At 66.4% G+C, this 21221-nt stretch carries 22 protein-coding genes and 1 other RNA gene; 10 read left to right on the top strand and 13 right to left on the bottom strand.

Translation table 11 applies throughout. The features are described from left to right. Positions 1-9: 9 nt before the first annotated feature. From pnp to DFR39_RS11355, 3 genes are all read right to left on the bottom strand, one after another. Complete coding sequence (gene pnp, locus DFR39_RS11345; RefSeq protein WP_133603663.1) at positions 10-2160, bottom strand: polyribonucleotide nucleotidyltransferase; 2151 nt, start codon at positions 2158-2160, stop codon at positions 10-12. Positions 2161-2388: 228 nt separating this feature from the next. Further along, positions 2389-2658 (bottom strand): 30S ribosomal protein S15, encoded by a 270-nt coding sequence (rpsO, locus tag DFR39_RS11350; protein WP_133603664.1) that lies wholly within the window; start codon positions 2656-2658, stop codon positions 2389-2391. 214 nt (positions 2659-2872) lie between these two features. Continuing rightward, the gene (locus DFR39_RS11355) at positions 2873-4177 is read right to left on the bottom strand and encodes a branched-chain amino acid ABC transporter substrate-binding protein (protein WP_133603665.1); all 1305 of its coding nucleotides are present in this window, start codon (positions 4175-4177) and stop codon (positions 2873-2875) included. 122 nt (positions 4178-4299) lie between these two features. On the opposite strand from DFR39_RS11355, the gene DFR39_RS11360 reads away from it, so the two are divergent. Further along, positions 4300-4713 carry an Hsp20/alpha crystallin family protein gene (locus DFR39_RS11360; RefSeq protein WP_162849499.1) on the top strand — a complete coding sequence of 138 codons (414 nt, stop codon included), beginning with the start codon at positions 4300-4302 and terminating at the stop codon, positions 4711-4713. Here the strand turns inward: DFR39_RS11360 and tsaD are convergent. The 9 genes from tsaD to uvrB all read right to left on the bottom strand — a co-directional run bounded on the left by tsaD (position 4710) and on the right by uvrB (position 13552). Beyond that, entirely contained in the window at positions 4710-5753 is a 1044-nt protein-coding gene (gene tsaD / locus DFR39_RS11365; protein ID WP_133603667.1) for a tRNA (adenosine(37)-N6)-threonylcarbamoyltransferase complex transferase subunit TsaD, read from the bottom strand. The two genes, DFR39_RS11360 and tsaD, sit on opposite strands and share 4 nt — an antisense overlap. A 19-nt stretch (positions 5754-5772) precedes the next feature. Next, positions 5773-6111 carry an ISC system 2Fe-2S type ferredoxin gene (gene fdx / locus DFR39_RS11370; protein WP_133603668.1) on the bottom strand — a complete coding sequence of 113 codons (339 nt, stop codon included), beginning with the start codon at positions 6109-6111 and terminating at the stop codon, positions 5773-5775. Positions 6112-6120: 9 nt separating this feature from the next. Beyond that, positions 6121-7977 (bottom strand): Fe-S protein assembly chaperone HscA, encoded by a 1857-nt coding sequence (hscA, locus tag DFR39_RS11375; protein WP_133603669.1) that lies wholly within the window; start codon positions 7975-7977, stop codon positions 6121-6123. Between the two features lie 4 nt (positions 7978-7981). Then, entirely contained in the window at positions 7982-8500 is a 519-nt protein-coding gene (gene hscB, locus DFR39_RS11380) for a Fe-S protein assembly co-chaperone HscB (protein WP_133603670.1), read from the bottom strand. 76 nt (positions 8501-8576) lie between these two features. Beyond that, complete coding sequence (gene iscA, locus DFR39_RS11385) at positions 8577-8900, bottom strand: iron-sulfur cluster assembly protein IscA (RefSeq protein ID WP_133603671.1); 324 nt, start codon at positions 8898-8900, stop codon at positions 8577-8579. A gap of 12 nt (positions 8901-8912) precedes the next feature. Further along, on the bottom strand, positions 8913-9320 hold the full coding sequence (iscU, locus tag DFR39_RS11390; protein ID WP_133603672.1) for a Fe-S cluster assembly scaffold IscU: 408 nt from the start codon (positions 9318-9320) through the stop codon (positions 8913-8915). A 36-nt stretch (positions 9321-9356) separates the two neighbouring features. Continuing rightward, complete coding sequence (locus DFR39_RS11395; RefSeq protein WP_133603673.1) at positions 9357-10577, bottom strand: IscS subfamily cysteine desulfurase; 1221 nt, start codon at positions 10575-10577, stop codon at positions 9357-9359. A 54-nt stretch (positions 10578-10631) separates the two neighbouring features. Next, positions 10632-11165 (bottom strand): Fe-S cluster assembly transcriptional regulator IscR, encoded by a 534-nt coding sequence (gene iscR / locus DFR39_RS11400; protein ID WP_133603674.1) that lies wholly within the window; start codon positions 11163-11165, stop codon positions 10632-10634. Between the two features lie 242 nt (positions 11166-11407). Continuing rightward, on the bottom strand, positions 11408-13552 hold the full coding sequence (gene uvrB, locus DFR39_RS11405) for an excinuclease ABC subunit UvrB (protein WP_133603675.1): 2145 nt from the start codon (positions 13550-13552) through the stop codon (positions 11408-11410). A 146-nt stretch (positions 13553-13698) separates the two neighbouring features. Here uvrB and DFR39_RS11410 point away from each other — a divergent pair, with 146 nt between their 5' ends. The 9 genes from DFR39_RS11410 (at position 13699) to DFR39_RS11450 (ending at position 19914) form a co-directional block, all read left to right on the top strand. Then, positions 13699-14901: an amino acid aminotransferase gene (locus DFR39_RS11410; protein WP_133603676.1), complete on the top strand. Its 1203-nt coding sequence runs from the start codon at positions 13699-13701 to the stop codon at positions 14899-14901. A gap of 151 nt (positions 14902-15052) precedes the next feature. Next, the gene (locus DFR39_RS11415) at positions 15053-16351 is read left to right on the top strand and encodes a polyhydroxyalkanoate depolymerase (protein WP_133603677.1); all 1299 of its coding nucleotides are present in this window, start codon (positions 15053-15055) and stop codon (positions 16349-16351) included. Further along, positions 16348-17025: an electron transport complex subunit RsxB gene (rsxB, locus tag DFR39_RS11420; RefSeq protein ID WP_133603678.1), complete on the top strand. Its 678-nt coding sequence runs from the start codon at positions 16348-16350 to the stop codon at positions 17023-17025. Before DFR39_RS11415 ends, rsxB begins: the two co-directional genes overlap by 4 nt. Positions 17026-17071: 46 nt before the next feature. Continuing rightward, a complete protein-coding gene (gene nth, locus DFR39_RS11425; protein ID WP_133603679.1) occupies positions 17072-17719 on the top strand; it encodes an endonuclease III in 648 nt (215 codons plus the stop codon). Between the two features lie 11 nt (positions 17720-17730). Next, entirely contained in the window at positions 17731-17946 is a 216-nt protein-coding gene (zapB, locus tag DFR39_RS11430) for a cell division protein ZapB (RefSeq protein ID WP_133603680.1), read from the top strand. Between the two features lie 8 nt (positions 17947-17954). After that, positions 17955-18293, top strand: a complete 339-nt coding sequence (locus tag DFR39_RS11435; RefSeq protein ID WP_133603681.1) for a cell division protein ZapA — start codon at positions 17955-17957, stop codon at positions 18291-18293. Between the two features lie 65 nt (positions 18294-18358). After that, positions 18359-18538: non-coding RNA, 6S RNA (ssrS, locus tag DFR39_RS11440), on the top strand. A 93-nt stretch (positions 18539-18631) separates the two neighbouring features. After that, complete coding sequence (locus DFR39_RS11445) at positions 18632-19105, top strand: EVE domain-containing protein (RefSeq protein ID WP_133603682.1); 474 nt, start codon at positions 18632-18634, stop codon at positions 19103-19105. Beyond that, on the top strand, positions 19102-19914 hold the full coding sequence (locus tag DFR39_RS11450; protein ID WP_133603683.1) for a sulfite exporter TauE/SafE family protein: 813 nt from the start codon (positions 19102-19104) through the stop codon (positions 19912-19914). The genes DFR39_RS11445 and DFR39_RS11450 overlap by 4 nt, the downstream gene beginning before the upstream one ends. A gap of 73 nt (positions 19915-19987) precedes the next feature. Here DFR39_RS11450 and DFR39_RS11455 read toward each other — a convergent pair whose 3' ends face one another. After that, complete coding sequence (locus DFR39_RS11455; protein ID WP_133603684.1) at positions 19988-21013, bottom strand: GGDEF domain-containing protein; 1026 nt, start codon at positions 21011-21013, stop codon at positions 19988-19990. Positions 21014-21221 lie beyond the last annotated feature (208 nt).

Here is a 21221-nt window from a genome sequence, read left to right on the forward strand (position 1 = left end):
GCAGCAGGCTTACTCCGCGACGCCTTCTTCGGCGGCCGGGGCTGCCGGGGCGGGTGCCGGAGCGGCTTCACGCTCGATCAGGGCCTTCATGGACAGCTTGATGCGGCCCTTCTCATCGGTCTCCAGCACCTTGACCTTGACGATCTGGCCTTCGCTCAGGAAGTCGGTCACCTTCTCCACGCGCTGGTGAGCGATCTGGCTGATGTGCAGCAGACCGTCCTTGCCCGGCAGGATGTTGACCAGGGCGCCGAAGTCCAGGATCTTGGTGACCGGGCCTTCGTAGACCTTGCCGATCTCGGCTTCGGCCGTGATCTGCTCGATGCGCTTCTTGGCCAGATCGGCCTTGTCGGCATCGGTGGAGGCGATGGTGATGGTGCCGTCCTCAGCGATGTCGATGGTGGTGCCGGTTTCCTCGGTCAGCGCACGGATGGTGGCGCCGCCCTTGCCGATCACGTCGCGGATCTTCTCCGGATTGATCTTCATGGTGTAGAGGCGGGGCGCGAACTGCGAGACCTCGGTCGAGGCGCCGGCCACGGCGTCCACCATCACACCCAGGATGTGCATGCGGGCCTCCTTGGCCTGAGCCAGGGCGACTTGCATGATTTCCTTGGTGATGCCCTGGATCTTGATGTCCATCTGCAGGGCGGTGATGCCGGTGGTGGAACCGGCGACCTTGAAGTCCATATCGCCCAGATGATCTTCATCACCCAGGATGTCGGTCAGCACGGCGAAGCGGTTGCCGTCCTTGATCAGGCCCATGGCGATGCCGGCCACATGGGCCTTCAGGGGCACGCCGGCGTCCATCAGCGACAGGCAGCCGCCGCAGACCGAAGCCATGGACGAGGAACCGTTGGACTCGGTGATCTCGGAGACCACGCGGATCGAGTAAGGGAAGTCTTCCTTGTTCGGCAGCACGGCCACCAGGGCGCGCTTGGCCAGACGGCCGTGGCCGATCTCGCGGCGCTTGGGGCTGCCCACACGACCGGTTTCGCCGGTGGCGAACGGAGGCATGTTGTAGTGCAGCATGAAGCGCTCGCTGTACTCGCCGGCCAGGGCGTCGATCACCTGGGCGTCACGCTCGGTGCCCAGGGTCGCGGCCACCAGGGCCTGGGTCTCGCCGCGGGTGAACAGCGAGGAGCCGTGGGCGCGCGGCAGCACGCCGGCACGGATCTCGATGGGACGCACGGTGCGGGTGTCGCGGCCGTCGATACGGGGCTCGCCGGCCAGGATCTGGCTGCGCACGATGCGGGCTTCGATCTCGAACAGCAGGCCGTCGACTTCCACGCCGTCGAACTCGACGCCGGCTTCGGTCAGGCCAGCCTTGACAGCAGCATAGGCCTCGCGGCAAGCCTGGGTGCGGGCCTGCTTGGAGCGGATCTGGTAGGCGGCGCGCAGGGCGGGCTCGGCCAGCTCGGTCACCTTGGCGATGAAGGGCTCGTTCTTGGCCGGCGGCTGCCAGTCCCAGACCGGCTTGCCGGCTTCGCGCACCAGCTCATGGATGGCGTTGATGGCGATCTTGCCTTGCTCATGGCCATAGACCACGGCGCCCAGCATCACGTCTTCGCTCAGCTGGTCGGCTTCGGATTCCACCATCAGCACGGCGGCCTCGGTGCCGGCCACCACCAGATCCATCTTGGAATCCAGCAGCTGGGTCTTGCCCGGGTTCAGCACATACTCACCGTTGACATAGCCCACGCGAGCAGCGCCGATCGGGCCGTTGAAGGGGATGCCCGAGATCGACAGGGCGGCCGAGGTGGCGATCATGGCGGCGATATCGGCCTGAACCTCGGGATTCAGCGACATCACATGCACCACGACCTGGACTTCGTTGAAGAAGCCTTCGGGGAACAGCGGGCGGATCGGGCGGTCGATCAGGCGGCTGGTCAGGGTCTCCAGCTCGCTGGGACGGCCTTCACGCTTGAAGAAGCTGCCGGGGATCTTGCCGGCGGCATAGGTCTTCTCGATGTAGTCAACGGTCAGCGGGAAGAAGTCCTGGCCCGGCTTGGGCTCGTTCTTCGCGACCACGGTGGCCAGCACCACGGTGTCATCGATGTTCACCAGCACGGCGCCGGTGGACTGGCGAGCGATCTCGCCGGTTTCCATCGTGACGGTGTGGGGCCCCCACTGGAAGGTTTTGGTGACCTTGTTGAACATGCTCATGTTCTGCTCTCCTCAGTTGTGAACGACCGCTTGCGGTGCGGTGCAAAACCGGGAGTGGGGCTGGGTTTGGCGGGATGCCATTCCAGTAAAGCTTGGTCTCATACCGACCTTCAAGCCCTGTTGGAATGACACAGCAGCGCCACGTCAGCTCGACTCCGTGGGACGCCTGAAAAACAAAGAGCCTGTGCTGGGCATAGACCAGACAGGCTCTTCGTCATCGGGCGCCGATTACTTGCGCAGGCCCAGCTTCTGGATCAGCGCGGTGTAGCGGGCAGCGTCGGTGCGCTTCAGGTAGGCCAGCAGGCTCTTGCGGGTGTTGACCATCTTCAGCAGACCGCGGCGGCCATGGTGATCCTTGGCGTGGGTCTTGAAGTGGGGGGTCAGCTCGTTGATGCGAGCGGTCAGCAGAGCGACCTGGACTTCCGGGGAGCCGGTGTCGTTGGCGCTGCGGGCGTTGGCCTTGACGATTTCGGCCTTCTTGATATCGGCGACTGCCATGATTGCGTTCCTATCAGGATGGAACCCGCTGGCAGCGCCGGACAAGTTCCGGCGGCTCAGACGGTTTCCTATGGTTTTGACTTGCGGTCACGGGTGAAACCGACCCATGCCGTGCTGGTGTTTCCGTGCTCTCCAGACAAGCCGATGAGTACAAAACCCGCGGATTATAGACCAATCAAGGCGGGTCCGTCGCCCGCCCTGCTGGGCCCGGGGCTCAGTAGCGCTTCATCTGGCATTGGTGCGCCTGCTCCGCGCGTGCGGCTTCGACAAATCTCAGGGTCCGGAAGCCCAGGCCCGAGCCCTCATTGTCAAAACGCACCCCGGGCGAGCCCTGCTTCTTCATGACCGACACATAGAGCGGCTGGATGAACTGATGATCGGCGGCGCGCATCTGGCCGGCGTGCATGCCCCCCAGGGTCTTGCCGTCGTACTTCAGCCCCTCCATGGCGCGCGCCACGGCCGTGGGGTCGGCGCTCTTGGCTTTCTCCATGGCGGCCACCAGCACCTCGATCATGGCTTGCATGCGCGCGTGCACATAGTCGTCCTCGGGCTTGGGAAAGCGTGCGCGGAAAGACTCGTAGAAACGATCCGAGCTGGGCGTCCCCACATTGGGATGCCATTCGGCCACGGCCAGCACGCGGTCAATGCCCGCCTCGCCAATGGCGGCCGGCGCCCCCAAACCGTTGCCGTAGAAGGTGTAGAAGCGCGCCGTCAGCCCCACATCCCGTGCCGCGCGCACAAGCAGGGTCAGATCATTGCCCCAGTTGCCGGTGAGTACCGCCTGGGCGCCACTGGCCTTGATCTTGCTTACATAGGGCAGGAAATCCTTGACCCGCCCCACCGGATGCAGCTCATCACCGACGATCTGCATATCGGGGCGCTTGGCCACGATCATCTCGCGCCCCTTCTTCAACACATGCTGGCCAAAGCTGTAGTCCTGGCCGATGAGATAGATCTTCTGCACGCCCCGGTCCTGCGCCAGCTCATCGGTGAGCGCGGCCAGGCGCATATCGGCATGCGCATCGAAGCGGAAGTGCCAGAAGCTGCACTTCTCGTTGGTGAGCGCGGGATCGACCGCCGAGTAGTTCAGAAACAGGGCGCGGCGCTGCGGTTCGCGCTCGTTGTGCTTGTTCAAAGCATCAATCAGGGCCGAGGCGATGGCGGAGCTGTTGCCCTGCAAGACAAAGCCGGCCTGTTGATCGACGGCCGAGCGCAGCATGGACAGGGCCTCTTCGGTATTGCCCTTGCTGTCCAGGCGCAGCAGCTGCAGAGGCCTAGGGCCACCGGCGGCGGCCGGCAGCTTGACGCCGCCGCGCGCATTCACGCGCTCCGTCGCCCACACCAGGTTTCGGAACACGGCTTCGCCTGCATTGCCAAAGGGCCCGGACAAGCCCTCGATGAGCGCCAGCCGAATCGGCTCCCCGGTCTGAGCCCAGGCGCCCGAAGCCCCTGCGGCCACCAGCCCGAAAACGAGCAAAGATTTCGTTAGATGACGGCGAAAAAACAGTTTGCAAGACATCGAAAACTCTTGTTGTTGCAGGCCTTGAAAGCGCGGCTTGGCACTCCCAAGTCCTGGTCATGGGCGCTGCCCCAACGACGATGGCAGCGAATTCCAGTCCAGTCGAAATTCTAGGAGGCCTCATGTTCGTGATCCCCGTTCGCCACCCTGCCGCCCAGCTCTCTCGCCAGCTCGAGTGCCTGTTCGACCCGGCACATCCGGAGGCCAAGGCCCTGCGCAGCCCCGCGCTGGACATCAGCGAGACCGACAGCAGCTATGTGCTGAGGATGGACCTCCCCGGCGTCGAGAAAGAGGCGGTCAAGGTGCATGTGGAGGGACGCAAGCTCAGCATCAATGCCGAGCAAAGCCCCGCACCCAGCCCCGAGGGTGAACGCAGCCTGTACCGCGAACGTGCGCAGACACGCTTCTCGCGCCAGATCACCCTGCCGCAGGAAATGAGCCTGAGCCACTCCAGCGCCAAGCTGGACAAGGGCGTACTCACCCTGACCCTGGCCAAGCGCGTGACCGAGGGCGTGGGCACGCTGAACATCGACTAAGCCGCGCCCAGCGGCCAGCGCGGCCGCACCGAGAAGCCGCCACCCGGCGGCTGGACCTGAGCCAGGCCGCGCTGCACCCGCAGTGCGGCTGCCATGGCGATCATGGCGCCGTTGTCGGTGCACAGGCTCAACTCGGGGTAATGCACCCGCACACCCCGCTTGGCGCAGGCTTGGTTCAGCTGCTCGCGCAAACGCCGATTGGCGCCCACACCACCGGCCACCACCAGACGCTTGAGCCCGGTTTCCTTCAGTGCCAGCAGAGACTTCTTCACCAACACCTCGACGATGGCGGCCTGCGTGGCCGCCGCCAGGTCGGCGCGCTGCTGCTCGCTGGGCGACTCACCGAGCTTCTTCACCTGGGTCAGCACCGCGGTCTTGAGGCCGGCGAAGCTGAAGTCGGGTTTGCCGCTGTGCAGCAGGGGCCGGGGCAGTTCGAAGGCCGCGGCATCGCCCTGCTCCGCCAGGCGCGAGAGGTGCGGGCCGCCCGGATAAGGCAGGCCCAGCAGCTTGGCGCTTTTGTCGAAGGCCTCGCCGGCGGCATCATCGATGGTCTCGCCCAGGATCTCGTACTGCCCTACCTCGTCCACCCGCATCAGCTGGGTGTGCCCCCCCGAGACCAGCAGGGCCACGAAGGGGAACTCAGGCGCATCGGCCGAGAGAAAGGGCGAGAGCAGATGCCCTTCCAGGTGGTGAATGCCCAGGGTGGGTTTGTCCAGGGCCGCGGCCAGGGATACGGCCACCCCCGCCCCCACCAGCAAGGCGCCGGCAAGACCCGGCCCCTGGGTGTAGGCAATCAGATCCACCTCGTCCAGAGAGAGATTCGCCGCCTGCAGCACCTCGCGCGTCAGCGGCAGCACGCGGCGGATATGGTCGCGCGAGGCCAACTCGGGCACCACGCCGCCGTAGGCCTGGTGCATGGCGATCTGGCTGTGCAGGGCCTGGGCCAGCAGGCGCGGCACACCGCCCTGCCCCGGCGCCGGCACCTCGACCAGGGCCACGCCGGTTTCATCGCAAGAGGACTCAAAGCCCAGAACCTTCATGCCAGGCACTCCAGGGGCTTCAGTGGTTTTCCTTGGCGTGATTGATCGAGTACTTGGGAATCTCGACCGTGATGTCCTGCTGGCCCAGGATGGCCTGGCAAGACAGGCGCGAATCGGGCTCCAAGCCCCAGGCGCGGTCCAGCATGTCTTCCTCGCCCTCCTCCATCTCGGACAGCGAGCGGCCGCCCTGGCGCACGATCACATGGCAGGTGGTGCAGGCGCAGACCTGGTCGCAGGCGTGCTCGATCTCGATATCGTGGTCCAGCAAGGCCTCGCAGATGGAGGTGCCGGCCGGGGCCGTGATCTCGGCGCCCTGGGGGCAGTACTCGGCGTGGGGCAGGATCTTGATGATGGGCATGGGGAGGACTCAGACTTGTTCGATGCTGCGGCCGGTCAAGGCCTGCTGGATGCCGCGGTTCATGCGCTCGGCGGCAAAGGCTTCCGTGCCCTTGGCCAGGGCCTCCACGGCGGCGTCGATGGCGTCGGCATCGACGCCGGCGGCCGCAGCAGCCAGCGCGGCCAACAGGGCCTCGATGGCAGCGCGATCCTCGGCGCCGAGCAGATCGCCGTCGGCGGCCAGGGCCGAGAGCGTGGCCAGGCGCATGCGCTCGGCCTCCACCTGCGACTCGCGCAGCTTGCGCGCGGCCATATCGGTCTCGGCACTGGCAAAGCCATCCTTGAGCATGCCGGCGATCTGATCGTCCGACAGCCCGTAACTGGGCTTGACCTGCACGGCCGCCTCCACCCCCGAGGTCAGCTCTTGCGCCGAGACGCTGAGCAGGCCATCGGCATCCACCTGGAAGGTCACGCGGATGCGCGCCGCACCGGCCACCATGGGCGGGATGCCACGCAGCTCAAAGCGGGCCAGTGAGCGGCACTCGGCCACCAGCTCGCGCTCCCCCTGCAGCACATGGATGGCCATGGCGGTCTGGCCGTCCTTGAAGGTGGTGAAGTCCTGGGCCTTGGCCACGGGGATGGTGGCATTGCGCTCTATCACACGCTCCACCAGGCCACCCATGGTCTCCAGACCCAGGGACAGGGGAATCACGTCCAGCAGCAGGATCTCGCCATCGGCGCTGTTGCCGGCCAGCTGATTGGCCTGGATGGCCGCGCCCAGGGCCACGACCTCGTCGGGGTTCAGATTGGTCAAGACCTCGCGACCAAAGAGCGCGCCCACCGCGGCCCTCACGCAGGGCATGCGGGTGGAGCCACCCACCATGACCGTGCCCTTCACCTCGTCGGGCTTGACCTTGGCGTCGCGCAGCACGCGGCGCACGGCGGCCAGGGTCTTGTCCACCAGGGGCTTGCACAGGGTCTCGAACTCGGCACGGCTCAGGGCTTGGCGGAGCTCGCCGCCGTCCAACTGGACGAGCAGCTCGGTGTGCTCGGCCGCCGAGAGCGCCTCTTTGGCAGCGCGGGCCGCTACCAGCAGCGCCCGCTTGTCGTGGGCGCTGCTCACCTGGCGGCCGGCTCGGGCCAGGGCCCAGTCGGCCAGGGCCTGGTCGAAGTCATCGCCGCCCAGGGCGGCATCGCCCCCGGTGGCCACCACCTCGAACACGCCCTGGGTCAGGCGCAGCAGGGAGATGTCAAAGGTGCCGCCGCCCAGGTCGTAGACCGCGTAAAGCCCTTCGCTGGCATTGTCCAGGCCGTAGGCGATGGCCGCGGCCGTGGGCTCGTTGATCAGGCGCAGCACCTTGAGGCCGGCCAGCTGGGCCGCGTCCTTGGTGGCCTGGCGCTGGGCGTCGTCAAAGTAAGCCGGCACCGTGATCACGGCACCGAAGATATCGTCGGCAAAGCTGTCCTCGGCCCGGAAGCGCAAGGTGGCCAGGATCTCGGCCGAGACCTCCACCGGGGACTTGAGGCCCTCGCGCGTGGCCAGGGAGAGCATGCCCGGCGTGTCCTCGAAGTGATAGGGCAGCTTCTCGCGCCCGACCACATCCGCCAGGGACCGACCCATGAAACGCTTGACCGAGACGATGGTGTTTTCCGGATCCTGGGCCTGGGCCGCCAGAGCCTCGGCGCCAATCTGGCGACGGCCCTCGGGCAGGTAGCGCACGGCCGAGGGCAGGATCACGCGGCCCTGCTCGTCGGGCAGGCATTCGGCCACGCCATGGCGCACCGCTGCCACCAGGGAATGGGTGGTGCCCAGGTCGATGCCCACCGCGATGCGGCGCTCATGCGGGTTGGGCGATTGCCCGGGTTCGGAAATCTGCAGCAGTGCCATGTCTTTATTGTCCTAGGGCCTCGAGGCGGCGATCGATGTCGGCGCGAAAGCGCGCGATGAACATCAGGGCTCTCACCTGTTCGGCCGCGGCGGGGGCATCGCCCGCCTCATCCAGCAGACGCTGGGTCTGGTCCAGCAGCTCTCGCTCGCGCGCGGCCACCTCGTCGTCAAGGGCCTGCACGGCCGCGGCATCGGCGGCCTCGTCCAGGGCTTCACGCCAGGCCATCTGCTCCATCAGGAAGCTGGCCGGCATGCGGGTATTGCTTTCCACCTGCAGGGCGGCGCCGCGCAGCTCGCACAGATACGCGGCGCGCTTGAGCGGATCGCGCAGGCGCTGGTGCGCCTCGTTCACGCGCAGGGCCCATTGCATGGCCAGGCGCTGGGCCGCCGCACCCTGGGCAGCGAACTTGTCCGGGTGGACCTGGGCCTGCAAGGCCTTCCAGCGCGACTCGATCTCGGCACGGTCCTGGGCCTGGCGCTGGGTCAGGCCGAAGAGGCTGAAATCGTCGTCGTCGAGTTTCATGGCGGCAGGCTGGGAAACACTATGAAAAAGGCGCGGCCCCGAGCCGCGCCTGGATCCGAAAAGGCGGCGCCGGACTTTACACGCGGAAGGATTCGCCGCAACCGCAGCGATCCTTCTCGCGCGGGTTGCGGAACTTGAAGCCCTCGTTGAGGCCTTCGCGCACGAAGTCCAGCTCGGTGCCGTCCAGATAGGGCAGGCTCTTGAGATCGATCAGGATCTTGACGCCATGGCCCTCGAACACCACGTCCTCGGGCGCCACCTCGTCGGCGTACTCCAGCTTGTAGGCCAGGCCCGAGCAGCCGGTGGTCTTCACACCCAGGCGCACGCCGACACCGCGGCCACGCTTGGAGATGTAGCGCGTCACATGGCGTGCCGCGGCTTCGGTCAGGGTGACGGACATCGCGCTCAGTCCTTAATGGGCGGCGGCGTCGGCGGCCTGGCCGTGCTTGGCGCGGTAGTCGTCCACGGCGGCCTTGATCGCGTCCTCGGCCAGGATGGAGCAATGGATCTTCACCGGCGGCAGAGCCAGCTCTTCGGCGATCTGGGTGTTCTTGATGGCCAGGGCCTGGTCCAGGCTCTTGCCCTTGACCCACTCGGTCACCAGCGAGCTGGAGGCGATGGCCGAGCCGCAGCCATAGGTCTTGAACTTGGCGTCCTCGATCAGGCCGGTGGCCGGATTCACCTTGATCTGCAGCTTCATCACATCACCGCAGGCGGGCGCGCCCACCATGCCGGTGCCCACGGTATCGTCGCCCTTCTCGAAAGCGCCAACATTGCGGGGATTCTCGTAGTGGTCAACCACCTTGTCGCTGTATGCCATGGTCTTACTCCAACGTGTCTTGTGTGAGGCCGCCGCTCAGTGCGCGGTCCATTGAATGGTGGAAAGGTCGATGCCGTCCTTGTACATGTCCCACAGCGGCGAGAGCTCGCGCAGCTTGGCGACACGGTCCTTGAGCACTGTCACCGCGTAGTCGATCTCTTCCTCGGTGGTGAAGCGACCGATGGTCATGCGCAGGGAGCTGTGGGCCAGCTCGTCGCTGCGGCCCAGGGCGCGCAGCACATAGCTGGGCTCCAGACTGGCCGAGGTGCAGGCCGAGCCCGAGGACACGGCGATGCCCTTCACACCCATGATCAAGGACTCGCCCTCGACATAGTTGAAGGACATGTTCAGGTTGTGCGGCACCCGCTGCTTCAGGTCGCCGTTGACAAAGACCTGCTCGATGCCCGACAGCCCGTCCAACAAGCGCTGGTGCAGGGCGCGGATGCGCGGCAGCTCGCTGGCCATCTCTTCCTTGGCGATGCGGAAGGCCTCGCCCATGCCCACGATCTGGTGCGTGGCCAGGGTGCCGGAGCGCATGCCGCGCTCATGGCCGCCACCGTGCATCTGGGCTTCCAGGCGCACACGCGGCTTGCGGCGCACGAAGAGCGCGCCGATGCCCTTGGGGCCATAGGTCTTGTGGGAAGCCAGGCTCATCAGGTCGATGGGCAGCTGGGCCATGTCGATCTCGATCTTGCCAGTGGCCTGGGCGCCGTCCACGTGGAAGATGATGCCCTTCTCGCGGCAGATCGTGCCGATGGCCGTCACATCCTGGATCACGCCGATCTCGTTGTTCACGAAGAGCACCGAAACCAGGATGGTGTCGGGGCGCAGCGCGGCCTGGAAGGCGGCCAGATCAATCAGGCCGTTCTCCTGCACGTCGAGGTAGCTCACCTCGAAGCCCTGGCGCTCCAGCTCACGGCAGGTATCCAGCGTGGCCTTGTGCTCGGTCTTGAGGGTGATGATGTGCTTGCCGCGGCTCTTGTAGAACTGCGCGGCGCCCTTGAGAGCCAGATTGATGGACTCGGTGGCGCCCGAGGTCCAGACGATCTCGCGGGGGTCGGCATTGATCAGCTCGGCCACCTGCTCGCGCGCCTTCTCCACGGCCGCCTCGGCTTCCCAGCCCCAGGCATGGCTGCGCGAGGCCGGATTGCCGAAATGCTCGCGCAGCCATGGGATCATGGCGTCGACCACACGGGGGTCGACCGGCGTGGTCGCGCCATAGTCCAGGTAGATGGGGAAGTGAGGCGTCATGTCCATGTTGTCTAGCTTCTTGACTTCGTCTTGTGCGTCTTGCGGGGCGGGCCGCCGTGCTTACTTGCTCAGCGCATTGCCCAGGGCGAACACCGAGTTCGGTGCCGTGATACGGATGGGCTTGACCACGGGCACGGTGGAGATGGCACGCTTGATGGGCGCCTCCTCGATGGTCACACCCTTGGCCAGCTGGTCTTCCACCAGCTTGCGCAGGGACACCGAGTCCAGGTACTCGATCATCTTGGCGTTCAGGCTGGTCCAGAGCTCGTGCGTGATGCAGCGCCCGGTGTCCTCGCCCATGCAGTTTTCCTTGCCGCCGCAGCCGGTGGCATCGATGGGCTCGTCGACGGCCACGATGATGTCGGCCACCGTGATGTCCTCGCTCTTGCGACCCAGGGAATAGCCGCCGCCGGGGCCGCGCGTGCTTTCCACCAGCTCATGGCGGCGCAGCTTGCCAAACAGCTGCTCCAGATAGGACAGCGAAATCTGCTGGCGCTGGCTGATGGCCGCCAGCGCCACCGGGCCGCTGTTTTCACGCAGGGCCAAATCGATCATCGCGGTGACGGCAAAACGACCTTTGGTGGTGAGACGCATCTGACTTCTCCTTCGATCCGTACGGACCAGCGGCCTCGGCAACTGCAGGAAGTAACTCCAGCAAACTGGGCATACAGGGCTAGCCCGAGCGAGGCTCACGGGTTAACCCTTGTGTATGTCCGAGCATTTTACTCAATTATCGCCAAGCTTGCTGGTCAGCCCTCCCGGGCGGACCGCCAAGTCCCTGCCAAGCCTACGGAAATTGGGGCGAGAGCCCCCTCCAACAAGGGTCCCGAGCGGGATCAGGCTCGCTTGGCCGGTGGCGCCGACTTGGCCGCGGCGGCCGACTGCAGTGGCAGCACATTGTCGTGCACCGCGGCGCCAAAGACCTGCTCGCGCAGCTGGGCCAGCTGGTCGCGCAGGCGCGCGGCCTTCTCGAACTCCAGATTGCGGGCGTGCTCCAGCATCTGCTTTTCCAGCTGGGCAATGCGCTTGCCGAGGTCCTTCTCCGAGAGGCTTTCGACCTCGGCCGCCTGGATCAGCTTCTGGTCGTCGCGGCCCGGCTTGTCGGAGTAGACCCCCTCGATCAGCTCCTTGATGCGCTTGTTCAGGGCGCGCGGCACGATGCCATTGGCCTCGTTGAAGGCAATCTGCTTGGCGCGACGGCGCTCGGTCTCGTCGATGGCGCGGCGCATGGAATCGGTGATGCGGTCGGCGTAAAGAATGGCCTTGCCGTTCAGATTGCGCGCCGCCCGGCCTATGGTCTGGATCAGGCTGCGCTCGGCACGCAGAAAACCTTCCTTGTCGGCATCGAGGATGGCCACGAGCGAGACCTCGGGGATGTCCAGACCCTCGCGCAGTAAATTGATGCCCACCAGCACATCGAAGGTGCCCAGGCGCAAATCGCGCAGGATCTCCACCCGCTCCACCGTGTCCACATCGGAGTGCAGATAGCGCACCTTGACGCCGTTGTCGCTCAGATAGTCGGTGAGCTGCTCGGCCATGCGCTTGGTCAGGGTGGTGATCAGCACCCGCTCATTGGCCTCCACCCGCAGGCGGATCTCCTGCAGCACATCGTCCACCTGATGGGTGGCCGGGCGCACTTCCACGATCGGATCCACCAGGCCCGTGGGCCGCACCACCTGCTCGACCACCTGGCCGGCATTGTCCTTCTCGTACTGGGCCGGCGTGGCCGAGACGAAGATGGCCTGGCGCATCTTGCGCTCGAACTCGGCGAACTTCAGCGGCCGGTTGTCCAGGGCCGAGGGCAGGCGAAAGCCATACTCCACCAGGGTGGTCTTGCGCGCCCGGTCGCCGTTGTACATGCCACCGAACTGGCCGATCAGCACATGGCTCTCGTCCAGAAACATCAGGGCGTCGGAGGGCAGATAGTCCACCAGGGTGGGCGGCGGCTCGCCCGGTGCGGCGCCCGAGAGGTGCCGGGTGTAGTTCTCAATGCCCTTGCAGTGACCCACCTCCTGCAGCATCTCCAGATCGAATCGCGTGCGCTGCTCCAGCCGCTGGGCCTCCACCAGCTTGCCCTCGGCCACGAACTGGGCCACGCGCTCGCGCAGCTCGGTCTTGATGCCCTCCAGCGCCTCCAGCACCTTCTCGCGCGGCGTCACATAGTGGCTGCTTGGATAGACCGTGAAGCGCGGGATCTTCTGGCGAATCTGGCCGGTGAGCGGGTCGAAGAGCGAGAGTCCGTCGATCTCGTCATCGAAGAGCTCGATGCGCAGGGCCAGCTCGGAATGCTCGGCCGGGAAGACGTCAATGGTGTCGCCGCGCACGCGGAAGTGTCCACGGCTGAACTCCATCTCGTTGCGCGCGTACTGCATGCGGATCAGCTGGGCAATCACATCGCGCTGGCCCAGCTTGTCGCCCACGCGCAGGGTCATCACCATCTGGTGGTAGTCGCTGGGGTTGCCGATACCGTAGATGGCCGAGACCGAGGCCACGATCACCACATCACGGCGCTCCAGCAGGCTCTTGGTGCAGGACAGGCGCAGCTGCTCGATCTGTTCATTGATCGCACTGTCCTTCTCGATGAAAAGGTCCCGCTGCGGCACATAGGCCTCGGGCTGGTAGTAGTCGTAGTAGCTGACGAAGTACTCCACGGCATTGCGCGGGAAGAACTCGCGGAACTCGCTGTAGAGCTGGGCCGCCAGGGTCTTGTTGGGCGCGAAGATGATGGCCGGCCGGCCCAGACGGGCGATCACATTGGCCATGGTGAAGGTCTTGCCCGAGCCGGTCACGCCCAGCAGGGTCTGGTAGCTCAGGCCGTCGTTCACGCCCTCGCAGAGCTGGGCGATGGCCGTGGGCTGATCTCCACCCGGCGGAAAGGGCTGAAAGAGCTGGAACGGCGAGCCTTCGAAATTGACGAACTCGCCCTTCGGCGGCTCGCTGTCAGCCACTGCGGCGGATGGGGCGTTAGGTGCTTCTTGCATGGGGCGATCCCTGGGATGTCGCGCCGGCCCGCCTAGAATCGGCGGCTCGCGCAACCCGACAGGGTAGCGCAGGCGTGCATCGCCTGCTGCCTGTGCAGCCACCCCACCCTCCTCTTTACTGCCATCGTCTTGTCAGGAACGCTCCCATGACCCTGTTTGCCGCCGTCGAAATGGCCCCCCGCGACCCCATCCTGGGCCTCAACGAGCAATTCAACGCCGACACCAACCCCGCCAAGGTCAATCTGGGCGTCGGCGTCTACTACGACGAGAACGGCAAACTGCCCCTGCTGAAGTGCGTGGCCCAGGCCGAAGCCCAGATGCAGGCCGATCCCAAGGCCCGCGGCTACCTGCCTATCGACGGCATCGCCGCCTATGACAAGGCGGTGCAGGAGCTGGTCTTTGGCGCCGGCAGCGCCGTGCTGGCCGCCAAGCGCGTGGCCACGGTGCAGGCCCTGGGCGGCACCGGCGGCCTGAAGATCGGCGCCGACTTCCTCAAGCGCCTGAACCCGGCCGCCAAGGTGCTGATCTCCGACCCGAGCTGGGAGAACCACCGCGCCCTGTTCAACAATGCTGGCTTCACGGTCGAAACCTACCCCTACTACGACGCCGCCGCCCGCGGCATCAACTTCGAGGGCATGCTGGCCGCGCTGAACGCCGCCGCCGCCGGCACCGTGGTCGTGCTGCACGCCTGCTGCCACAACCCCACCGGCTATGACCTCACGCCGGCCCAGTGGGCCCAGGTGGTGGACACCGTCAAGGCGCGTGGTCTGGTGGCCTTCCTGGACATGGCCTACCAGGGCTTTGGCGAGGGCATTGCCGAAGACGGCGCCGTGATCCAGCAGTTCCTGGCCAGTGGCCTGGACTTCTTCGTCTCCACCAGCTTCTCCAAGAGCTTCTCCCTCTATGGCGAGCGCGTGGGCGCCCTCTCGGTGGTCTGCGCCACGGCCGAGGAAACGACCAAGGTGCTGAGCCAGCTCAAGATCGTCATCCGCACCAACTACTCCAATCCGCCCACCCATGGCGCCCAGGTCGTGGCCACCGTGCTGTCCACCCCGGCCCTGCGCCAGCTCTGGGAGGATGAGCTGGCCGGCATGCGTCTGCGCATCCGCGCCATGCGCGAGGCCCTGGTCAAGGCCCTGCAGGCCGCTGGCGTGACCCAGGATCTGAGCTTCGTGACCCGTCAGAAGGGCATGTTCAGCTACTCGGGTCTCTCCGCCGCCCAGATGCAGCGCCTGCGCAGCGAATTCGGCGTCTACGGCGTGGACTCGGGCCGCATCTGCGTGGCCGCGCTGAATGAAAAGAACCTGCCGGCTGTCGCCCAGGCGATGGCGGCCGTTCTCAAGAGCTGAGAGCCTGGGCGGGGCGCGCATTTCTGCCGGCTTTGGCTACTTGCCAGTCTGGTGTAGTGTTGCACCGCAACATTTCTGGCACCATTGCCGGGTTGCGTGGCCCCGCCCGCAATCCGGATCACGGCCCCCAGCCCCATAGCGAGGACATCTCATGCTGTATCAGCTCTACGAAACCCAGCGAGCCCTGCTGAGCCCCTTTGCGGAGTTCGCCAGCGCTTCGGCCAAGCTCTACAGCCACCCGCTCTCGCCCTTCACCCACCTGCCCCTGTCGCAGCGGGTGTCGGCGGGCTTGGACCTGATGCACCGCCTGGCCAAGGAGTATGAGAAGCCGGCCTTCAACATCCACAGCGTCGAGGTCGACGGCGTGGACGTGGCGGTGCAAGAGCTGGTGCCGCTGGAAAAGCCCTTCTGCCGCCTGCTGCGCTTCAAGCGCTTCAGCGACGATCAGGCCGTGCTGGCCAAGATGAAGGACCAGCCCACGGTGCTGGTGGTGGCGCCACTCTCGGGCCACCACAGCACCCTGCTGCGCGACACCGTGCGCCAGCTGCTCAAGGAGCACAAGGTCTTCATCACGGACTGGACCGATGCCCGCTTCGTCCCGCTGGAGGTAGGCCCCTTCCATCTGGATGACTACATCGCCTATGTGCAGGACTTCATCCGCCACATCGGCGCGGCCGACTGCCATGTGATCTCGGTCTGCCAGCCCACCGTGCCGGTGCTGGCCGCCATCTCCCTGATGGCCAGCCGGGGCGAGGCCACGCCGCGCTCCATGACCATGATGGGCGGCCCCATCGACGCCCGTAAGAGCCCCACGGCCGTCAACAACCTGGCCATGAACCGCAGCTTCAGCTGGTTCGAGAACAACGTCATCTACCGCGTGCCACCCAACTACCCGGGCGCCGGCCGTGCGGTCTACCCGGGCTTTCTGCAGCACACCGGCTTTGTGGCCATGAACCCGGACCGCCACCTGAGTTCGCACTACGACTACTTCCTGGACCTGGTGCGCGGCGACGATGACAGCGCCGAATCCCACCGCCAGTTCTACGACGAGTACAACGCCGTGCTGGACATGCCGGCCGAGTACTACCTGGACACCATCAAGACCGTGTTCCAGGACTTTGCCCTGGTCAACGGCACCTGGGAGGTGAATGGGGAGCTGGTGCGTCCGCAGGACATCCGCCAGACCGCCCTGCTCACCGTGGAAGGCGAGCTGGACGACATCTCCGGCGCAGGCCAGACCCGCGCCGCCCACGAGCTCTGCGCCGGCATCCCGCGCGAGCACCAGCGCCACTACGACGCCATCGGCGCCGGCCACTACGGCATCTTCTCGGGCCGCCGCTGGCGCGAGAAGGTCTATCCCACGGTGCGCGACTTCATCGCCACCTACGACCAGCAGCCCCTGAGCGTGGCCGCGGCGCCCAGCCGCGCCCGTCGGACCAAAAAAGCTTGAGCACCTCGACCCTCTCCCCCTCCGCCGCCCTGGCCCTGCGCCTGGCCGCGGCCCTGCCGCAGACCCAGTGCACCCGCTGCGGCTATCCCGACTGCCAGGCCTATGCCGAGGCACTGGCCGCCGGCAAGGCCGAGATCAATCAATGCCCGCCCGGCGGGGCCGAGGGCGTGGCGCGTCTGGCCGCCATCACCGGCCGCCCGGTGCTGCCGCTCAACCCCGAACACGGGCTGGAGGCGCCGCGCCAGCTGGCCGTGATCGACGAAGCCTGGTGCATAGGCTGCACCCTGTGCATCAAGGCCTGCCCCGCCGACTGCATCGTGGGCGCACCCAAGGCCATGCACCTGATCGTGGCCGCCCAGTGCACCGGCTGCGAGCTCTGTGTGCCGGCCTGCCCGGTGGACTGCATCTCCCTGGTCAATGCCAGCGGCGAGGCCAGCGGCTGGCAGGCCTGGAGCGCCGCCCAGGCGGCCGAGGCCCTGGATCGCTACCGCTTCCGCGGCGAGCGCCTGGCACGCGAGAAGCGCGAGAACGATGCCCGCCTGCAGGCCGAAGCCCAGGCCAAGCTGGCCGATCTGCCGGCCGCCAGCCAGATCAGCGATCCGGTGGTCCTGGACCGCAAGCGCGCCATGATCGAGGCCGCCCTGGCCCGTGCCCGCGCCAAGCGCGCCGAGTGAGCACGGCGCAGCCCTCATCTCGAGACCCCGGGGCACAATCGCGCCCATGAACAAGACCGCGATCGAGGGCTTCTTCGCCACCCTGAAGGCAGCCAACCCCTCCCCGCAGACCGAGCTGGAATATGCCAGCGTTTTCGAGCTGCTGGCCGCCGTGCTGCTCTCGGCCCAGGCCACCGATGTGGGCGTGAACAAGGCCACCCGCCGGCTCTTCCCGGTGGCCAACACGCCGGCCAAGATCCTGGCCCTGGGCGAGGACGGCCTGGCGGACTACATCAAGACCATCGGCCTGTACCGCACCAAGGCCAAGAACCTCTACAAGACCTGCCAGATCATCCTGGAGCAGCATGGCGGGCGCGTGCCGCGCTCGCGCGAGGCCCTGGAGGCCCTGCCTGGCGTGGGCCGCAAGACCGCCAATGTGGTGCTCAATGTGGCCTTCGGCGAACCCACCATGGCGGTGGACACGCATATCTTCCGCGTGGGCAACCGCACCGGCCTGGCCCCCGGCAAGAATGTGCTGGAGGTGGAGCAGGCCCTGCTGCGCCGCGTGCCGCCAGCCTATCTGGTGGACGCCCACCACTGGCTGATCCTGCACGGCCGCTACGTCTGCCAGGCACGCCGCCCGCTGTGCGAGCGCTGCCAGGTGCGGGACTTCTGCGACAACCCGGCCCCTACAATGGCCGGCAATGCCTCTTGAGATGGGAAGCCATGCCTAGCATCACCGACCTGCTCGACCGCGTCGAGCGCCTGCTGCTGCGTCATGAGGAGCTCCAGCGCACCAATGCGCTGCTGCAGGAGCAGTTGCAGGCCGTGGGCCATGAGCGCGATCAGCTGCGCTCGCGCCTGTCGGCGGCCCGCCAGCGCATTGACGCCCTGCTGGAGCGGCTTCCCGTCGAGAGCGAAACCGCCAGGAACGAGAAGTAGTCATCGATATGAAGCAAATGGAAGTCACGATCATGGGCCAGAGCTATCTGCTCGGCTGCCCCGAGGGCGGCGAGGCCCTGCTGTCTCGCGCCGTGGCCCAGGTCGACCGCGAGATGAGCGCGATCCGCGACGCCGGCCGGGTCAAGGCACGCGAGCGCATCGCGGTCCTGGCCGCGCTGAACCTGGCCTACCAGTTGGCCGAAGGCCCCGCTGCCACCAGCAGCGCCACCGCGGCGCCGGCCGCTTCGACCAGCCCCAATGGCAATGAAACCCTGCCCTCGCCCGAGCTCGAAGCCCTGATCCGCCGCCTGGACGAGGCCCTGGGCCAGGACGGCCAGCTGCTCTGACGCGCGCCTGCCGCCCGGTGCTGTATCAACGCCAGCGCCGGGGCGGCCGAAGGCATAGAATGGCGAGGTCCATCGCGTTCGCGTGAGCTCTATATTTCCTTGAACCGATGCTCTACGAGCAAGGGCTTGGAAAATGCCCGGCGGGCGTGATCGTCTCGCGTCAGATGAACCCGAAGCCCGGCTGACCTCGCCCACCTGAATCCCCCTGGGTTCAGGAATGCGGTTCACGGTTCGCGGTGGACACCTTATCCCCCAGCGCAAGAAGCACGCATAAGCCTCGGCGGCCGCAGCCCTCGCCGGTGAATGCCCCGGAGCATCGCAGGCACGGAGACCGCCGCATGAGCTACTGGTTGATGAAGTCCGAGCCCGAGGAGTGCTCGATCGACGATCTGGCCCGCCTGGGCCGGGTGCCCTGGACCGGGGTGCGCAACTACCAGGCCCGCAACTTCATGCGCGACGACTTCGCCGTAGGCGATGGCGTGCTGTTCTATCACTCCTCCTGCCCCCAGCCCGGCATTGCGGGACTGGCCGAGGTCTGCAGCGCCGCTTACCCCGACGCCACGCAATTCGATCCCGCCAGCCCCTATCACGACCCCAAGTCGGACCCGGCCAAGCCGCGCTGGCTGCATGTGGACGTGAGCTTTGTGCGCAAGACCCGCCTGCTGGCCCTGCCCGAGCTGCGCCAGACCCCGACGCTGGCCGGCATGCGACTGCTCCAGCCCGGCAACCGGCTCTCCATCACGCCGGTAACGCCCGCGGAGTGGCAAGAGATCCTGAAACTTCTGGACGCTGCGTCCCCCTCTCCCCGATGAACCTCGATCCCCTGTTCCTGGCCGAGCTGCTCGCGCTGGGCCTGTGCTCCGGCTTTCTGGCCGGCCTGCTGGGCATTGGCGGCGGCATGCTGATGGTGCCCTTCCTGACCTGGATGCTCTCCAAGCAGGGCGTGTCGGCCGATATGGCGGTGAAGATGGCCATCGCCACCTCCATGGCCACCATCATGTTCACCTCCATCTCCAGCGTGCGCGCCCACCACAAGCGCGGCGCGGTGCGCTGGGAGCTGGTGCGGGGCCTGGCGCCCGGTATTCTGATCGGCGGCCTGGTCGCCGGCGCCGGCATCTTCACCCTGCTCAAGGGCAGCTGGCTGGCCCTGGTGTTTGCGGGCTTCGTGAGCTTCTCGGCCTTCCAGATGCTGCGCGACAAGAAGCCCAAGCCCAGCCGCCAGATGCCGGGCACGGCCGGCCAGATCGGTGCGGGCGCGGGCATCGGCCTGCTCTCCGGCCTAGTGGGCGCGGGGGGCGGCTTTGTCTCGGTGCCCTTTATGAGCTGGTGCAATGTGCCCATCCACAATGCCGTGGCCACCAGCGCCGCCCTGGGCTTTCCCATCGCCCTGGCCAACACCCTGGGCTATGTGATCGGCGGCTGGAACCTGGCACCCGCCCTGCCCGGCGCCCTGGGCTACCTCTTCCTGCCCGCCCTGGCGGTGATCGCCGCGGCCAGCGTGACCATGGCCCCGCTGGGCGCCAAGGCCGCTCATGCGATGAACGTCAAGCAGCTCAAACGCGCCTTCGCCCTGCTGCTCTTCGTGCTGGCCGCGTACATGCTCTACAAGGGCCTCAGCTGAGAGCCTGGCTTCCCCATGAAAAACGCCACCCTCGGGTGGCGTTTTTCATGGGGAGAGTGAAAGTAACCGACGCTTAGAGCGTGCCGAAGGGAATGGGCGCCAGCACCACCTGGTTGCCCCCGCGGCGCTGGGCTTCTTGCACGGCGGTCTCACTGGCTTGAAGCAGTTCTTCCTGCTTGGAGGCCGTGTGCGGAAAGCTGGCCACACCCATGGAGAGCGAAAGACCTAGATCCTGACCATTGAGCACCACGATCTGGGCGGTGCACTGGCGACGCAACTGCTCCATGCGCGCATGGGCGGTGGCCAGACCCACGCCCGAGAGCAGCACAGCAAACAGATGCTCGCCAATACGGCAGGCCGCATCCATGGCCCGGGTATTGGCGCGCAGCATGCGGCCCAGGCCTTCAAGCATGCGTTGCCGCGCCTGCTCGCCCAGCACCTGTATGGCGGCGGGCGCCGGATCCAGGGCAATCAACACCAAGGCGAACTCACGATGCTCGCGCGTCGAAAGATCGATCTCACGCAACAACTGATCATCGAACTGAGCGCGCAGATACAGGCCTGAGAGGTCATCTCGCCCGCTGCCCTGCTGGCTCTCGCGCCGCATCTGTTCCAGCGTTTTCTGCTGCTGCTCAATCTGATTGAGCGCTCTTTGCAGATGGGTCTCGCGATGACGCTCTTCGGTCCGCTCAACCCACATGGCCATCACATGCTCCGCACCCAAGGGCGTGCGACTGACCGAAAACTCACGCCGCCGGCCTTCCAGTTCCAGACGATGATCGCTGAGAACAACGGCGCGCTGGGCCATCACCGTCTGCTCGGCCCGCCGCAAGGCCTGAACCTCCTCGCTGCGCAGAAACTCGGCGTCGGACAGCCCCAGCAGTCCGGACTCGCCCCGCGCAAACAGGGAACCCATGCCGGCACTGGCGTACACATAGCGCCCCGTGGCCAGAGACTTCACCGTCACCAGCAAGCCCAAGGGCTCGACCAGGCTGAGCACCGCAGCCGCCAACTCATGCTCGGGCAACTGCAGGCTGGCGTACCAGGCGTCGCGGCTGTGGGGTGATGCACCGGCGTGCGGAGCGGCGGAGTTGTCCATGAATTCCTGGCGGGGCGTGGCGTGGTCGATGAGGGGACGGCAAGTCCTGGCACCTCAGGCTTGACGCAATGTAGAAGGCATGCACGGCTGGCCGCAAGTGGCGGAATATCCCCAGTTCGGTGCTACCCCCTAGCTTGTAGTGAATGGTAGCGAAGAACAGCGCCTCCCTGGCAGCGCTGATGCGGTTCTTGAACGGATCGCGCAGGCC

The sequence above is a fragment of the Roseateles asaccharophilus genome (genome assembly GCF_004362405.1).
Classification (GTDB): Bacteria; Pseudomonadota; Gammaproteobacteria; order Burkholderiales; family Burkholderiaceae_C; genus Kinneretia; species Kinneretia asaccharophila.

Excerpts from the sequence above, each read along its gene's own strand:
- DFR39_RS11355 (WP_133603665.1), bottom strand. The coding sequence starts at position 4,177 with ATGTCTTGCAAACTGTTTTTTCGCCGTCATCTAACGAAATCTTTGCTC.
- tsaD (WP_133603667.1), bottom strand. The coding sequence starts at position 5,753 with ATGAAGGTTCTGGGCTTTGAGTCCTCTTGCGATGAAACCGGCGTGGCC.
- DFR39_RS11445 (WP_133603682.1), top strand. The coding sequence starts at position 18,632 with ATGAGCTACTGGTTGATGAAGTCCGAGCCCGAGGAGTGCTCGATCGAC.
- nth (WP_133603679.1), top strand. The coding sequence starts at position 17,072 with ATGAACAAGACCGCGATCGAGGGCTTCTTCGCCACCCTGAAGGCAGCC.
- DFR39_RS11415 (WP_133603677.1), top strand. The coding sequence starts at position 15,053 with ATGCTGTATCAGCTCTACGAAACCCAGCGAGCCCTGCTGAGCCCCTTT.
- iscR (WP_133603674.1), bottom strand. The coding sequence starts at position 11,165 with ATGCGTCTCACCACCAAAGGTCGTTTTGCCGTCACCGCGATGATCGAT.
- uvrB (WP_133603675.1), bottom strand. The coding sequence starts at position 13,552 with ATGCAAGAAGCACCTAACGCCCCATCCGCCGCAGTGGCTGACAGCGAG.
- zapB (WP_133603680.1), top strand. The coding sequence starts at position 17,731 with ATGCCTAGCATCACCGACCTGCTCGACCGCGTCGAGCGCCTGCTGCTG.
- iscU (WP_133603672.1), bottom strand. The coding sequence starts at position 9,320 with ATGGCATACAGCGACAAGGTGGTTGACCACTACGAGAATCCCCGCAAT.
- hscA (WP_133603669.1), bottom strand. The coding sequence starts at position 7,977 with ATGGCACTGCTGCAGATTTCCGAACCCGGGCAATCGCCCAACCCGCAT.
- iscA (WP_133603671.1), bottom strand. The coding sequence starts at position 8,900 with ATGTCCGTCACCCTGACCGAAGCCGCGGCACGCCATGTGACGCGCTAC.
- pnp (WP_133603663.1), bottom strand. The coding sequence starts at position 2,160 with ATGAGCATGTTCAACAAGGTCACCAAAACCTTCCAGTGGGGGCCCCAC.
- DFR39_RS11410 (WP_133603676.1), top strand. The coding sequence starts at position 13,699 with ATGACCCTGTTTGCCGCCGTCGAAATGGCCCCCCGCGACCCCATCCTG.
- hscB (WP_133603670.1), bottom strand. The coding sequence starts at position 8,500 with ATGAAACTCGACGACGACGATTTCAGCCTCTTCGGCCTGACCCAGCGC.
- DFR39_RS11435 (WP_133603681.1), top strand. The coding sequence starts at position 17,955 with ATGAAGCAAATGGAAGTCACGATCATGGGCCAGAGCTATCTGCTCGGC.
- rpsO (WP_133603664.1), bottom strand. The coding sequence starts at position 2,658 with ATGGCAGTCGCCGATATCAAGAAGGCCGAAATCGTCAAGGCCAACGCC.
- DFR39_RS11395 (WP_133603673.1), bottom strand. The coding sequence starts at position 10,577 with ATGGACATGACGCCTCACTTCCCCATCTACCTGGACTATGGCGCGACC.
- DFR39_RS11360 (WP_162849499.1), top strand. The coding sequence starts at position 4,300 with ATGTTCGTGATCCCCGTTCGCCACCCTGCCGCCCAGCTCTCTCGCCAG.
- fdx (WP_133603668.1), bottom strand. The coding sequence starts at position 6,111 with ATGCCCATCATCAAGATCCTGCCCCACGCCGAGTACTGCCCCCAGGGC.
- DFR39_RS11450 (WP_133603683.1), top strand. The coding sequence starts at position 19,102 with ATGAACCTCGATCCCCTGTTCCTGGCCGAGCTGCTCGCGCTGGGCCTG.
- DFR39_RS11455 (WP_133603684.1), bottom strand. The coding sequence starts at position 21,013 with ATGGACAACTCCGCCGCTCCGCACGCCGGTGCATCACCCCACAGCCGC.